Origin of the sequence: Vibrio sp. 10N.222.51.C5 (assembly GCF_041474575.1) — a bacterium.
GTDB lineage: Bacteria > Pseudomonadota > Gammaproteobacteria > Enterobacterales > Vibrionaceae > Vibrio > Vibrio crassostreae_C.
Map to the genome: position 1 here is coordinate 15510 of NZ_JBFRUJ010000007.1, position 14107 is coordinate 29616.

Sequence of the window (14107 nt, forward strand, 5' to 3'; positions counted from 1 at the left end):
GATATATTATGGACAATGTAAGCGTTTCATTAGGTCTATTATTCATTGCGGTGCTTTTTATTTCGCAAGCTTTGTTGCTCCCTGCTGCAGGGAAAAAAGCGAAGCACAAAGAGTTGTCTCGACGTTTGAAAGAGACGCAACGTAATATCGATGCAGAGAGTTTGTCATTACTAAAAGAACACTATAACAAAGATTTATCTCCAGTAGACCGCAAGTTAATCGTCATTCCATATTTTGCTGGCTTAAAGAAAATGTTGGAACTAGCTGGCTTTAAATTAGCATTGAGCCGCTTTTTACTCATAGTTTCTCTTTGTGGTGTGTCGCTTACATTGATAGCGATAATGACCAACCAAGTATGGTTCATTAGTGTCGCGGCATTCATTTTTGTTTGGGTTGTCGCCTATCTATTTGTGCAAAATCGAGTGACCTACCGAATGGCTCGATTTGAGGAACAGCTTCCCGAGGCTTTAGATGTTATCCGACGAGCATTGCAAGCCGGGCAACCGTTGGTTCAATCATTTAACGAGGTTGGCGAAGAGCTTCCTGATCCTATAGGTGCCGAGTTTAAGAACACTTATAACCTGCTCAACTATGGTTATGACTTACGTTTGGCAATTTTACAAATGGCAGAGCGAGTCCCAACCGTTTCAATGCTAGCTTTTTCTAGCGCCGTAATGTTGCAGAAAGAGACTGGGGGAAACTTATCCGAGAATTTGCAAAAGGTATCTGAAGTACTTAGAGCGCGTTTTAAACTGGAAAGGAAAGTCAAAACGCTCTCGGCTGAGAGTCGGTTGTCAGCATGGATCTTAACGTTATCACCCTTTGGTTTGTTTTTTGCTATGCGGGTAGCTGGTCCCGAATACATCGAGCCACTTTACACAGATCCACGTGGTCTCTCTATGGTGAGTGTCGGTATAGTTCTTTTGGCTATCGGAGCCTTGTGGATTAAAAAGATCATCAGCATAGAGATTTAACCTATGGAATTATTAAATATTGAAGTTTGGAAGCAGATGTTAGCAGACTTTGGGGTCAGCTCTCAGATGGTTATCTATTCGATGATTTTGCTTACAACAGTCTTGTTAACACTAACGCTTGGATTTCTTTTTTTAGGAGCTCGCTCTCCTTTGGATAAGAAACTGAGACAAATATCAGAAGACGGATCTCCGACTGGCAGGAAACCTTATAACTTCTCTAATACGCTCGAATCATTAAGCCCTTTTTTAAGTAAAGGTAATAAAAAAGATAATGAAACCTACTCGGAAAAGTTGATGCATGCCGGGTTTCATGAAAAGAGTTCATTATCGGTTTTCTATGCGTTGAAGGTTCTATCTAGCTTGATAGGTATCGTCGCTGCTTTTATGGTTTATTACATAGCGTTGGGCGGAGAGTACAATAATTTACTCATCATGATCTGTGTTTTTCTTGGTACATTCACACCTAATATTATTCTATCTAAGCTACAAAAAGAGCGTCAGAAAAAAATCAGAAACGGTGTTCCTGATGCATTAGATCTTCTTGTTGTATGTACTGAATCAGGGCTTGGTTTTAATGCGGCTCTTGGTCGTGTTGCATCAGAGCTCTATGTCTCTCAGCCTGAACTCGCGGATGAACTAGAGACGGTATTTGCTAAAATTCAAGCGGGTGTCACTATGCCTGACGCACTTAGGCAGCTTATCGAACGAACCGGTTTAGTCGAATTGGAAGGTTTGGTTTCTTTGCTTTCTCATGCATCGAGAATGGGCGGAAGCTTAGCGCAAACGCTCCGTGACTATACTGAAGATTTTAGAGATAAGCGTCAGCAAGCCGCTGAAGAAATCGCGGCGAAAATACCGACTAAAATGTTATTCCCCATGTTGATATTTATTTGGCCTTGTTTTTTCATTGTCGCACTTGGCCCTGGACTCTTGATTGTAATGGACGCATTGAGTGCGCCGGGAGCAAGTTTATGATTTTATACAATAAGTTTCTTCTTCTATTATTGCCATTTTTGCTACTTGGTTGCGCATCTTCTGATGAACCAACCAACCAATTTGATGCCGAATTGTATTCGGGTAAACCAATCGATAGTTTGACTAGTGATGATCCACCGCTAAATGAAAAAGAAGCAATCATGCGCGGTGACATTGCTCTGCGAGACAACAATATAGACTTGGCGTTGTATGAATACATACGCTCTTTGTCTTTCCCTGAAAAAGAGTTTCACGATAAAACTCTGTTCACTATTGGCCAAATACATTCGTCTCGCGGTAACTATGCGTTGGCCGAGAAAGCTTACCTTGCAGCGCTAGATTTTAACCCTGCCCACACTGAAGTGCTGGAACAGTTAGGTGTGCTATACACCAAACAACGTCGTACAGATGAAGGGCGGAGTTATTTCTTTAAAGCGATTAATTCAGACCAAATTCGTTTAAAAAGCAGTGAAACTATCCAGAATTACCAAGCATTGAACCAAAGTGAAGTGGCCAGTTTGAAGGTCGATAGTATGTCTCCAGCGCTAGCTTATATGGGGATTGGCGTACTGGAAGATGTTGACGGAAAGCATCAGATCGCACAAGAGTACTTTAAAAAGTCACTGACGATAGATAAAAGTTCAGTCAAAGCTTTGTTGAATATGGGCTACTCCCACTACATGTACGGTAACTACAAGGAAGCCTATCAATACACGCGTTCAGCTTTAGAGTTGGATCCGAATAATGAAAAAGCTCAGAATAATCTGGCACTTATTTATTTAGCGTCTGGGGATATTAAAAAAGCAACCAACGTATTCATGAGGCATATGGACGCTCCGGAGGCGTTAAATAATGTCGGCTACTTCTTGATATTACAAGGAAAGCCCGATCAGGCAGTTCCTTATTTACAACAAGCTATCAATAAAAAATCATCTTACTATAAAGTGGCTAATGAAAACTTAAACAGAGCACTAGCGGAAGTGAGAGAGATGGAGTAATAGGGATTTGATTTTGGCTCAATGAAAAGGATATTCATATTGCCTAAAAGCGAAAGCTTTAATAAAGATATCATTGTAATTTCTGGTCTTTGGCTAGTTTGTGCCACAGTGATATTTATTTATAAGTGGGAAAGCGTTTCAATACTCAACTTGAATGACAATGACGACTATATGCGTTTTGTTCAGTTTCAAGAGTGGATGAAGAACGGCCATTGGTACCTAGAGCCGATGACCAACTTCAATGCCGCTGATGGTATTATTATTCATTGGTCTCGATTTCCTGACCTAATACTATCTTTAGTGGCTTTCCCATTGCTATTTATGGTTGATGACAGTACTGCGTATACAATCTCAATTTCCATTGTCCCTTTACTCTACTTATTCTTGTATGCGCTCTCATGCTTTTATCTATGCGAACATTACTTTGGAGAGAAGTATCGATTTGTAAGTATGATGTTCGCAGTTTTTTCTCCTGCTATCATACACTTCCTACCTGGCTCTATTGACCATCATAATATCCAACTTGTTTTAGCAACACTTTTCTTATCAGTAACACCAATTACGTTCAGCAACCTAAAACAATCATGGCGAGTGTATGCTCAGGCCGTTTTTATGTCTCTATCTCTGTGGACGGGGATGGATAATATATTGTTATTTATGGCATTCCTTGTTTCTTATACGGTGTATTTCTGTTTTTTTCGTCGTGAGTGGTTTAGCTATGTATCTAGGTTATATTTGACCTGTGCAGTTTTTGGTACTTTTACTGTCCTATTGAATAGACCGTACGATGAGTTCTTTGTTTTCAAGTATGACGAGATCTCATTTATTCTTGTTATTCTATTCTTTAGCGGATGGACCTTTGTTAACTTATATAATCGATTGGCGAATCAAGAACAGAGCTCGACTCAAAAGTTAATATTATTACTTTCCCTTAGTTTGTTATGTTTAGTCCCTGTAGCCGTTCTCTACCCATCACTCACCAGTGCATTCTTGATAGATTATCCACCGATACTTAAGCTGTATTGGCTAGATCAGGTCACCGAGGCCAAATCTGTAGTTGATTACATAGCAATTAAGGGTTTCTTTTCTGTAGATAATTATACATTACTATTGGTCCCCGCTATTCTATACCCAGTTTTCAGAATTAAAAATCACCACTGTACAATATTATATCTAATATTCATGTTTAATCTAGCCCTTGCGATATTTTGGCAGGTTAGAGTAATAAGATTGTGCTTTGTTTTAGCTGCACCTTTCCAAGCCTATTTTATTATTAAACTATCTGAATATGTCAGGTTCACAATGTTAAAAGTCAGCATTATCTTTTCTGGATCTCCATTATCTGTAGCATTTTTTATTATTTCATTGTCACCAACAGGTGAAATTACCACTACCTTTGATGATGAATACAAGTCACCAAGTATCTTTAATGTATTAAAAGATAACGGTATCAATTCACATACTATCCTTTCTGGAATCGAAACTGGCGCACCTGTATTAGCTAAAACGAACAACAGTATAATTGCAGCGCCTTATCATAGAAATATTGTTGGCAACCAATTTTTAATCGAAGTGATGTTAGAAGAGAACATGTTTCTGGCAAGAAAAAAAATAGTAGATAAAAAGGTTGACTATATATTGATCGGTAATGACCCTCACTTATCTCTCCTCAAGAACTCTGGAGGCGATGATTCTTTAGTTAGAAGGCTTCATGGGGATAATATTCCTGCTTGGCTAGAAGTTACCTACGATGGAATTGCGGATGGTTACCGAGTTTTTAAAGTAAGGAGTGAGTATGAATAAACAGAAATTAGCAATATTACTCCCATGTTATAACGAAGCCGGAGCGGTTGGAAAAACGGTGGCTGACTTTCAACGTGCACTACCAAGTGCGACGGTTTATGTGTACGACAATAACTCTACTGATGGCACGGTCGAAGAGGCGCTGCAAGCTGGTGCTGTTGTTCGCCATGAGTATCGTCAGGGCAAAGGTGAAGTTGTGCGACGGATGTTCTCAGATATTGATGCTGATATTTATATTATGGCTGATGGTGATGATACCTACGACGCCTCCATTAGCCCTACACTGATTGAACAACTGGTTACTGAACAGCTCGATATGATCATTGGCAGTCGAGAGCGCTCTTCCGAGGCTTATCCTGCAGGACATATTTTGGGTAATAAGATGTTTTCGACCCTGATAAATAAAGGGTTCAATGCTCAATTGAATGATGTTTTCTCTGGCTATCGAGTGATGAGTCGCCGGTTTGTAAAAACGGTTCCTATTTTCAGTGATGGCTTTCAAATTGAGACGGAACTAACCGTGCATGCATTGCACCATAATATGTCGATCAAAGAAGTACCCACTCATTACCACTCAAGGCCTGAAGGCACGGCGAGTAAGCTGAATACATTGAGTGATGGGATCAAAATCCTCAACTTTATTTTGTTCCTGCTACGAGACGTAAAGCCGATGTTTTTTTTCGGTGCTTTGTCGGTGTTGCTTTGCTTTATCTCATTGGGATTAGGGGTTCCCGTTATTATCGATTTTATTGATACCGGGCTCGTTGAAAGAGTCCCAACAGCTATTCTGTCTAGTTCAATTGCACTTATCGCGGTGATGTCTTTCTTTTGCGGCTTGATACTCGACAACGTGTCGCGCGGCAGACGAGAGATGAGGATCCTTTCAATATTAAGAAGTCACGATCACAAGCCATCTCAATAGGATTCAGGAATGAGAATAAACAAGGATGAAGACAAGGAGTGGCTCGATTATTTGTCCCGTTTCAGTGATGAATATGACGAGCGAGTCTACGAAAGCAGTACAACAGGCTATGTGATGAGGGCGGGTCATATAGCGTGTGAGAAGCCTTTCAGTAACAGAGAGCATTTCTCGAAGGTGCTAGAAGTGGGTTCAGGAACGGGTGAACACTTGAGACATGTTCAGCATAGTTTTGACGAGTATACGGTCAGTGATGGCGATTCTGCCGCACTTGAAGTGGCAAAAAGGCAACTCAGTAACACCAGTACTTATGACAAGCTCGTTTTTAATGTAACGAATGCACGAGCGTTAGACTTTGAAAGCAACTGCTTTGATCGTGTTATTGCGACACATATATTGGAACACCTTTATGAGCCTCATCTTGTGATTAAAGAATGGCTTAGGGTATTAAAGCCGGGCGGCACTTTGTCCATTTTGATTCCTACAGACCCAGGTATTGCATGGAAGGTTGGTCGTTATATGACGACAAGAAAACTTGGAGTGAAAAAGGGGTGGAACTACGATTACATTATGGCGAGAGAACATGTTAATCCCTGCAATAATTTGATCGCCTTTTTAAAGTACTATCTCCCTGATAATAAACACTCTTTTTGGCCGTTAAGCCCAATCCCGCTAATTGATTGCAATTTGTTTTTTAACTTCCATGGAATCAAGCCTGCTAGTTAAAGGTTCGACGGCTCCTATCGTTCAGTCGTAAGCAAGAAGTTAGGTATTCACTAACTTCTTGCTTCGGTTAGATCTTTAGTTAACAAAGCCAGTAAGAGCGCCGAATAGCATAAACATGCCGACAAGCCCTACGATTGGCATCTTGACCGTTTTCAGTAGCCACACACCTATGATGATCAGAGCGAAGTCTAAACCGCCACTCACCGCACTTGTGAAGATTGGCTGATACAGAGCCGCAAGTAGTAACCCGACTACCGCCGCATTCACACCAGTAAGAGCGCCTGCCACTAAAGGTTTGCTTGCAATCGCCTGCCAGTTCTTCAGTACACCCAGTAGTAATAAGAAGCCCGGTAAGAACACAGCAATCGTTGCGAGTAGTGCGCCAGTGATCGGTGCCGATGGCATCAATACATAACCTAAGTAAGTAGCAAGTGTAAACATAGGCCCTGGTACTGCCTGTGCTGCTGCATAACCTGTTAGGAAGGCATCTTGAGACAGTTGGTCACCAATACCATTTTGTAGCAACGGAAGTACCACGTGGCCTCCACCGAATACTAAGCTACCTGCTTGGTAGAACAAGCCAAATACTTCAATGCCTTGAGAGTAAGCACTGAATAGAGGCAGACCAACCAGTAAAGCAACGAAAATCACGAGTGGTGTTAACGATATCTTGTGCGTCGAAGGTACTGTTTTTAATTCGTGTGAGGTTAAGAACTTACTGCCAACCATAGCAGCAAACAATAGAACTAATACCTGAGGCCAGATCCCAGGAATTAAAAGCAGAACAATCGCGGTGATCACACACAGTGCTGTTGCTATCTTTGATTGGCAAAAGTTTTTGTACATGCCGAAAGTGGCGTCAGCCACAACCACGACCGCGAGTAGCTTAAGTCCGTGGATGATAGAAATGAAAAGCGGTGCTTCCAACAACTGATTGCTCACTAAGGCCAATATCAACATTAGGATGACAGAAGGGGAGGTGAAGCCTACAAATGCGGCAATCGCACCGGTTAAGCCACCTTTTTTGTAACCAACCGCGAAGCCAACTTGGCTTGAACCTGGGCCGGGTAGAAATTGACTAAGCGCGACAATTTGCCCGTACTCTTCATCAGATAGCCAATTAAGCTTCTCAACAAAGGTTTTACGGAAGTAGCCAATGTGCGCAGCTGGCCCACCAAAGCTAATCCAGCCAAGCCAGAAAAATGTTTTAAAAATTGAAAGCATGATCGATTCCAGATAAATGTTTAGCGTAATTTATGGTGACTTGCACTATGATTCAAATTAATTGTTTTAATTATAACTATTAATGAAATAGGTTCTTCTGGATGGCTGATTTTAACTGGAAAGGTATCGATCTTAACTTATTGATAGCTCTGCAAGCGTTATACAAAACGAACAGTGTAAGTAAAGCGGCTGAGCGCTGTTATGTCAGTCAGTCTGCAATGAGTCATAGCCTTCAACGACTTCGAAAGTTGTTTGATGATCCTCTGTTTGAGCGGGTAGGTAGCAAGATGGAAGCAACGGATAGAGCGATTGAATTATCCAGTACTGTCGATGCCTTGCTCAATACCATTCAATCTGAAGTACTACTCTCTAAATCATTTGATGCAACAACTTACAAAGGCAGTTGGAAGATTGGTCTTACCGATTATGCCGAGCAGATGTTTGCTCCAGTGTTGTTTGATCTCATTAAACAGTCCTCTCCTGATTCTCAAATTGCGTTGTTCAACGTAAATCGATCTAACTATCAGCAAGTCTTTGACGATGCCAAGCTTGATATGACGATAGGCAGCTTTGGTGAGGTACCAAAGCAATATCGAACAAAGCATTTGTATACGGAGCAACATGTTTGTTTACTTGATCAATCGGTTCTATCTATTGAGGAGCCGATGTCGCTAGAACAATTTGTTGCTGTCGAGCACGCGCTTGTTTCCCCTGCAGGGGCTTTAAAGACGGGAGTGGACACTCGTTTAGGTGAACTCGGCTTAAGCCGGAAAGTCGCGATATCTTCCAGTAACTTTTTAACTGTTAAACGACTCATTCGTGGCAGAGAACTATTGTGTATTGTCCCCAAGCTAGTCGCGCGCAAGGATATTGATAGTGAAGAAACCTTACTAGCTGTGAAGCCACCTATTGATGTTCCAGATTTTGATATCCAGCTTGTTTATAGAAAGGCAAAGCATTTAGATGATAAAAATAAACTACTTAGAAAGTTGATTACTAATGCGATCTCATCTGTGATTTCCGAATAGTTTATTGTGTCGGTTAATCGTCAAATTCATATGAATTAATTTTAGAAAAATCCGGTTTATTATAAGAACCCGACTATACTTAATTTACGACTCAAGGCAGTCGTAAAGAATAGGCTTTTTGATTTACCTAAGTAAAAAAATTGGTTATATCCTCATGATATAGCTTAAAAAACTACCAGGCTAAACGGACTTAGTTGGTCTTAAAGCGCTAGCTCCCCCTAGCGCTTTTTCTTTTATGTCGATTCTGGCAAAAGGGTCTGAATTCTTTTCAGCAGTTGTTCTATCTCTTGTTTCTCATAATGAGCAGTCACCTTAGGTTGGCTGCTTTCTCTTGGGAGTAATGTAGTTTCGATATAGTGTTGTAGCAAAGCATCTTGTGAATTAGCGTTGAGCTTCTCCGCAAGTACCACAGCTTGTCGACCGATGGTCGTGAAGTCTTGCTTGATGGTGGTCAATGGTGGGTTAAAGAAAGCGCTGTCTTCGATGCCATCAAAACCGACGACTGCGACCTTGTCAGGCACAGGGATCTGCAGTTCTTGCAGTGCGCGTAATACGCCTAATGCCATCTGATCGCTTGCCACCAACACAGCATCAAATACGGCTTGCTTGGCGACAGCTTCGCGAACACCAAGGTAACCACTTTCAGCTTGCCAATTTCCTTGGTATTGATATTGCACTTTGCAATCGGCATCTGATAACGCTGCTAACCAACTCTGGTGACGAATCCGTGATGCACTGGATTCATTCGGACCTGTGATCAACAGGTAGTTAGTTCGCCCACTCTCTATCAGATGTTGAGCAGCCAGTTTTGCTCCTTCTGCGTGATCACCGCAAACATAGTTCACTTGGCTGTTAGAAGGGACATCAATGAAGATAAGATTTAAGTGTTGGTACTGTTCGACTAATAACTCTGCATCGGCACTTTTTAACGGTACATTCAGAATGATGCTGTCGACCTGTTGAGCCATCAATTCACGGATAGCTCCACGTGTGTTAGTGAGGTTGGGCTCTGACACAACAGAGAAAGCGACACCATAATTCATGTCATGAGCCTGCATTCGCACACCATTGGCGATCATCGCTGCACCATGCAATGCCATATCGAGAGTCACCAACCCAACGCTGGTGGACTTAGCTCGGCTGAGCATTTGCGCGCCCTTGTTTGGCACATACCCCAACTGCTTAATGGCCGCATTAACCTTGTTACGCGTTAATTCGGCGACGCTCTCTGAACCATTTGTCACTCGAGAAACGGTTTGGGTAGAGACACCCGCTAGCTTTGCGACATCTTTAAAGGTGACACTCATTATTCTGCCCATCAGACTTTGACAATGAAATAAGCCTAACCAATCTTGATGAAATAAACCTTGTACACCTTCAAATAAATGTCATTTGAAACACTATTTATGTTTCCGAAAACAGTCGATCTTGTGCAAATTTTGATAAGGAATAACTGATTTTAGATCACGTTATTTGTTCGAATTAGTACTAATTATAATCTCTAGGCTCACTATTAATCTCAAATTATGTTTACGAAAACAATATGAGATTGGCTATGAGCGAGTTTATTCATCTAACAAGTAAAAACCACAGTTTGATCATCAAATCAGGGCGTGTTCCAGAGATCCTGCATTGGGGGGCGAAGATCGCCAGCATTGATGAAGATCTGCTGTTATCAACCGAGAGGCCGATTTCTCAAGCGCGCCTTGATGTCGATGTACCGCTTTCTCTTTGTCCTGAATTGGGTAGCGGTCATTTTAATGCGCCGGGAATAGAAGGGCATCGTGATGGTTTTGATTGGGCACCCGTTTTTAATACCGTCCGCGTGGAAGCTCAGGTTCAGCAAGCCACTTTTGTTCTAGAAGACACGGTAGCCAAGCTTGAACTGACCGTCGAAATTAAGCTTGATTACCAATCGGATGTGGTTCAAAAGCGCATCACAGTAACCAACAAAGGGGGCAGTAAATACTATTTAAATAAGCTGTCATCAACGTTGCCGCTGCCAAACCACGCCAATGAATTGATGACGTTCCATGGTCGTTGGTGTCATGAGTTCCAAACGCAACGTCAGCGTTTTGAGCATGGTGGCTTCATGCAAGAGAACCGTCGCGGCCGTACTTCACATGAAAACTTCCCTGGCATGTTTGCAGGAACGCAAGGTTTCTCAGAACAGAATGGTTTGGTGTGGGGCTTCCATTTAGGTTGGAGTGGTAACCACCAAATGCGTGCTGATGTTCGCAGTGATGGCCGCCGCTTTGTACAAGCGGGAGAGTTATTGTTAGCGGGTGAATCGATTCTAGAACCAGAGGCTACTTACCAGACACCTTGGCTCTATGGCTGTTACAGCAACTCTGGTTTGAACGGTATTGCTCAACGTTTTCAGCAGTTTGTTCGTGACAACATTATTCAATTCCCTACCGATAAACCTCGCCCTGTGCACTTAAATACTTGGGAGGGCATCTACTTCGACCATAAACCGGAATACATCATGCAGATGGCAACCGAAGCCGGCGCAATGGGTGTTGAACGATTCATTATTGATGATGGTTGGTTTATTGGTCGTGATGGCGAACGAACGGCCTTAGGCGATTGGTATCTCGATGAAGTGAAATACCCAAATGGCTTAGAACCTGTGATTGAACACGTTAACCAACAGGGGATGGAGTTCGGGTTGTGGGTTGAACCTGAGATGGTCAGCCAAGACTCAAACCTATACCGTAACCATCCTGATTGGGTGCTTGGTTTGCAAGGTTATCATCAACCGTCTGGTCGTTGGCAGTATGTTTTAGACTTGCAGAATGAAGCGTGCTTTGACTACTTGTTCTCTCGCCTTGATACGCTTCTGACTACGTACAATATCGGCTACTTAAAGTGGGACATGAATCGTGAATTAGTTCAGCCGGGCCACCAAGGTAAGGCGGCGGTGCATGGTCAAACTGAAGCCTTGTATCGTCTCGTTGATCAACTGAATCAAGCACACCCTAAGGTCGAGATTGAATCTTGCTCATCAGGCGGTGGTCGCATTGATTTTGAAATCCTTAAAAGAACACATCGATTCTGGGCATCCGATTGTAACGATGCATTGGAACGACAAGCCATTCAAAAAGGCATGAGCTACTTCTTCCCACCAGAAGTTATGGGTGCGCACATTGGCCCTGCTGAGTGCCATTCAACCAATCGTCGTCACAGTATCAATATGCGTGGTGTCACCGCTTTGATGGGGCACATGGGCGTTGAACTTGACCCGGTTAAAGAGTCGCAACAAGAGAAGCAAGCTTTCTCTCACTACATCTCTCTGCATAAGCAGTTCCGCCATATTTTGCACTCAGGTCGTAGTTTCCGCATGGATCCCGCGGACAAAAACCAGAACATCTATGGGGTGCAGAATGATGATGAAATGCTGATCACCGTGTGTCAGTTGGCCATGCCTGAATACGCTCTGCCATCACCACTTCGTATTAGCTGCGTGGAAGACAGTGCGCTGTATCAAGTGAAGTTAGTGGAGATGCCACAAACCAGTTTCCAACTCATGAAGCAACGCCCTCAATGGTTAGATAAAACTCTGACTTTAAGCGGCGATAACCTCAAAGAGATTGGATTGACCTTACCTATTCTCGACCCAGAGTCTGCCTTGATTGTGCATCTAAAAAAGATGTGAATCTCTGACTCTGAGTACCCCTACAAATAAAAATCTAAATATAAAAATTATAATCGGCAGCGAGGTATTGCTGCCGCAATAACTCAACTTAAGGAAAACAAAATGTCTATTACCGTTCTGTTGTCATTTTTGTTATTTACTGGGTTTGTAGTCGCGTTTACCTACAACAAAGTGAAAAATGACAAAAACACCTCACAAGATGGTTTCTTTCTTGGCGGAAGAAGCTTAACCGGTGGCTTAATTGCCAGCTCACTTATCTTAACGAACTTGAGTGCCACCAGTTTCGTGGGCATGAGCGCACAATCTTACACCCACAACATGAGTGTCATGGGTTGGGAAGTGGCTTCTGGTGTCACCTTGGTGATTATTGCTTTAATGTTAGTTCCTCGTTATTTGAAACAAGGTATCACCACCATTCCTGATTTCTTAGAGAGCCGCTACGACATGTCGGTGAAGAAGTTTGTGACGTTACTTTTCTTGTGCCAATACGTGATCAACATTTTGCCTACCACACTTTACGCGGGCGCTGTTGTTTTGGGTGAAATCTTCGATGTTCAGGCCCTGCTAAATATTTCAGAGTTTAGTTCAATTGCACTGATTTCGGCGACGATTGGTCTACTTGGCTTCTTTTACGCGATTTATGGTGGCCTAAAGGCGGTTGTAATTGCAGATACCATTAATGGTGTAGGCTTGATTGTCGGCGGCATGATGATCCCTGTATTTGGTTTAATGGTGTTGGGCGAGGGGAGTTTCGGTGCTGGCTTAGATATTCTGCTTTATGCCGCGCCAGAGAAGCTCCAATCGGTGGGTACAGAAACCGATCCACTGCCGTTCTCAACATTGTTCACAGGTCTGCTTTTGGTGAACTTGTATTACTGGGGTACTGACCAATCTATCATTCAACGCGCATTGGGTGCTAAGAACCTGAAAGAAGGTCAGAAAGGTGTAATCCTTGCCGGTGCGATTAAGGTCATCTCTCCGCTGTTTTTGATCATTCCGGGTATCATTGCTTTCCATATGTTTGGCGCTGATGCGGGTAATCCAGACACCATGTACACCCGTTTAGTTAATGAAGTTTTGCCTAAGCCGCTAGTGGGCTTCTTCGTTGCGGTGATGTTTGGTGCGATTTTGAGTACCTTTAATGGTGTGTTGAACAGCTCAACGACTCTGTTTGCATTGAACGTGTATAAGCCGCTATTCGGACAAGGTAAAACCGATGAAGAGCTAGTGGGTAAAGGGCGTATTTTTGGTGTCGTGATTGCGATTATCTCGGTATGTATCGCACCATTCATCATGTACGCACCAGAAGGTTTGTTCCAATATCTACAAATGGTGGCAGGTTTCTTCAGTGTGCCAATCTTCACTATCGTGTTTGTCGGCTATATCTCTAAACGTGTACCAGCTGTAGCGGCGAAAGTGGCGTTGGTGGTGTTTGTAAGTTCTTACGCTGCAATGCAGTTGGTGTTCAAAACTCCGATTCACTTCCTACATCAATTAGCGATTCTGTTCGTGGTATGTACCGCGTTGATGTTCATCATTGGTTACTTTATGCCGCGTGAGTCTGAGTACGTGATGCCAGTCAATGAGAATATTGATGTGACACCTTGGGAGTTCCGTTTCGAGGCTTCGGCTATTATTCTTTACATGGTGCTTGGTGCTTACGTTATGTTCTCGGATGTGGGTTTTGTATCGGACGATCCAACCATCATGCAAGTTTATGGCGTGTGTGGCATTGTTATGTTGCTCGGTATTTTTGGACGACTAGCAAAGCGAAAGAAAGCACTTGCGACCGCGTAGATGAG

General features: G+C 42.7%; 11 protein-coding genes. 9 read left to right on the forward strand and 2 right to left on the reverse strand.

The annotated features are described in order from the left end of the window. The first annotated feature begins 8 nt into the window (after positions 1–8). From AB4558_RS01930 to AB4558_RS01955, 6 genes are read left to right on the forward strand one after another with little or no spacing between them, the layout of a single operon-like run. On the forward strand, positions 9–974 hold the full coding sequence (locus AB4558_RS01930; protein WP_017066694.1) for a type II secretion system F family protein: 966 nt from the start codon (positions 9–11) through the stop codon (positions 972–974). Between the two features lie 3 nt (positions 975–977). Then, complete coding sequence (locus AB4558_RS01935; RefSeq protein WP_017084215.1) at positions 978–1949, forward strand: type II secretion system F family protein; 972 nt, start codon at positions 978–980, stop codon at positions 1947–1949. Beyond that, a complete protein-coding gene (locus tag AB4558_RS01940) occupies positions 1946–2947 on the forward strand; it encodes a lipopolysaccharide assembly protein LapB (protein WP_017066696.1) in 1002 nt (333 codons plus the stop codon). Before AB4558_RS01935 ends, AB4558_RS01940 begins: the two co-directional genes overlap by 4 nt. Positions 2948–2968: 21 nt before the next feature. Beyond that, positions 2969–4750 (forward strand): hypothetical protein, encoded by a 1782-nt coding sequence (locus AB4558_RS01945; protein ID WP_372122403.1) that lies wholly within the window; start codon positions 2969–2971, stop codon positions 4748–4750. Further along, complete coding sequence (locus AB4558_RS01950) at positions 4743–5672, forward strand: glycosyltransferase family 2 protein (RefSeq protein WP_372122405.1); 930 nt, start codon at positions 4743–4745, stop codon at positions 5670–5672. Before AB4558_RS01945 ends, AB4558_RS01950 begins: the two co-directional genes overlap by 8 nt. 9 nt (positions 5673–5681) lie before the next feature. Next, positions 5682–6395 (forward strand): class I SAM-dependent methyltransferase, encoded by a 714-nt coding sequence (locus AB4558_RS01955; RefSeq protein WP_017065822.1) that lies wholly within the window; start codon positions 5682–5684, stop codon positions 6393–6395. A 75-nt stretch (positions 6396–6470) separates the two neighbouring features. Here AB4558_RS01955 and chrA read toward each other — a convergent pair whose 3' ends face one another. Then, positions 6471–7619 (reverse strand): chromate efflux transporter, encoded by a 1149-nt coding sequence (chrA, locus tag AB4558_RS01960; RefSeq protein ID WP_372132611.1) that lies wholly within the window; start codon positions 7617–7619, stop codon positions 6471–6473. A 101-nt stretch (positions 7620–7720) separates the two neighbouring features. On the opposite strand from chrA, the gene AB4558_RS01965 reads away from it, so the two are divergent. After that, positions 7721–8647 carry a LysR family transcriptional regulator gene (locus AB4558_RS01965; RefSeq protein ID WP_017060808.1) on the forward strand — a complete coding sequence of 309 codons (927 nt, stop codon included), beginning with the start codon at positions 7721–7723 and terminating at the stop codon, positions 8645–8647. Between the two features lie 233 nt (positions 8648–8880). Here AB4558_RS01965 and AB4558_RS01970 read toward each other — a convergent pair whose 3' ends face one another. Further along, the gene (locus tag AB4558_RS01970; RefSeq protein WP_372157859.1) at positions 8881–9954 is read right to left on the reverse strand and encodes a LacI family DNA-binding transcriptional regulator; all 1074 of its coding nucleotides are present in this window, start codon (positions 9952–9954) and stop codon (positions 8881–8883) included. A 248-nt stretch (positions 9955–10202) separates the two neighbouring features. Between AB4558_RS01970 and AB4558_RS01975 the strand changes: the two genes are divergently transcribed. After that, complete coding sequence (locus tag AB4558_RS01975) at positions 10203–12305, forward strand: alpha-galactosidase (RefSeq protein WP_372157862.1); 2103 nt, start codon at positions 10203–10205, stop codon at positions 12303–12305. A 102-nt stretch (positions 12306–12407) separates the two neighbouring features. Then, positions 12408–14102, forward strand: a complete 1695-nt coding sequence (locus tag AB4558_RS01980; RefSeq protein ID WP_102319935.1) for a solute:sodium symporter family transporter — start codon at positions 12408–12410, stop codon at positions 14100–14102. Positions 14103–14107 lie beyond the last annotated feature (5 nt).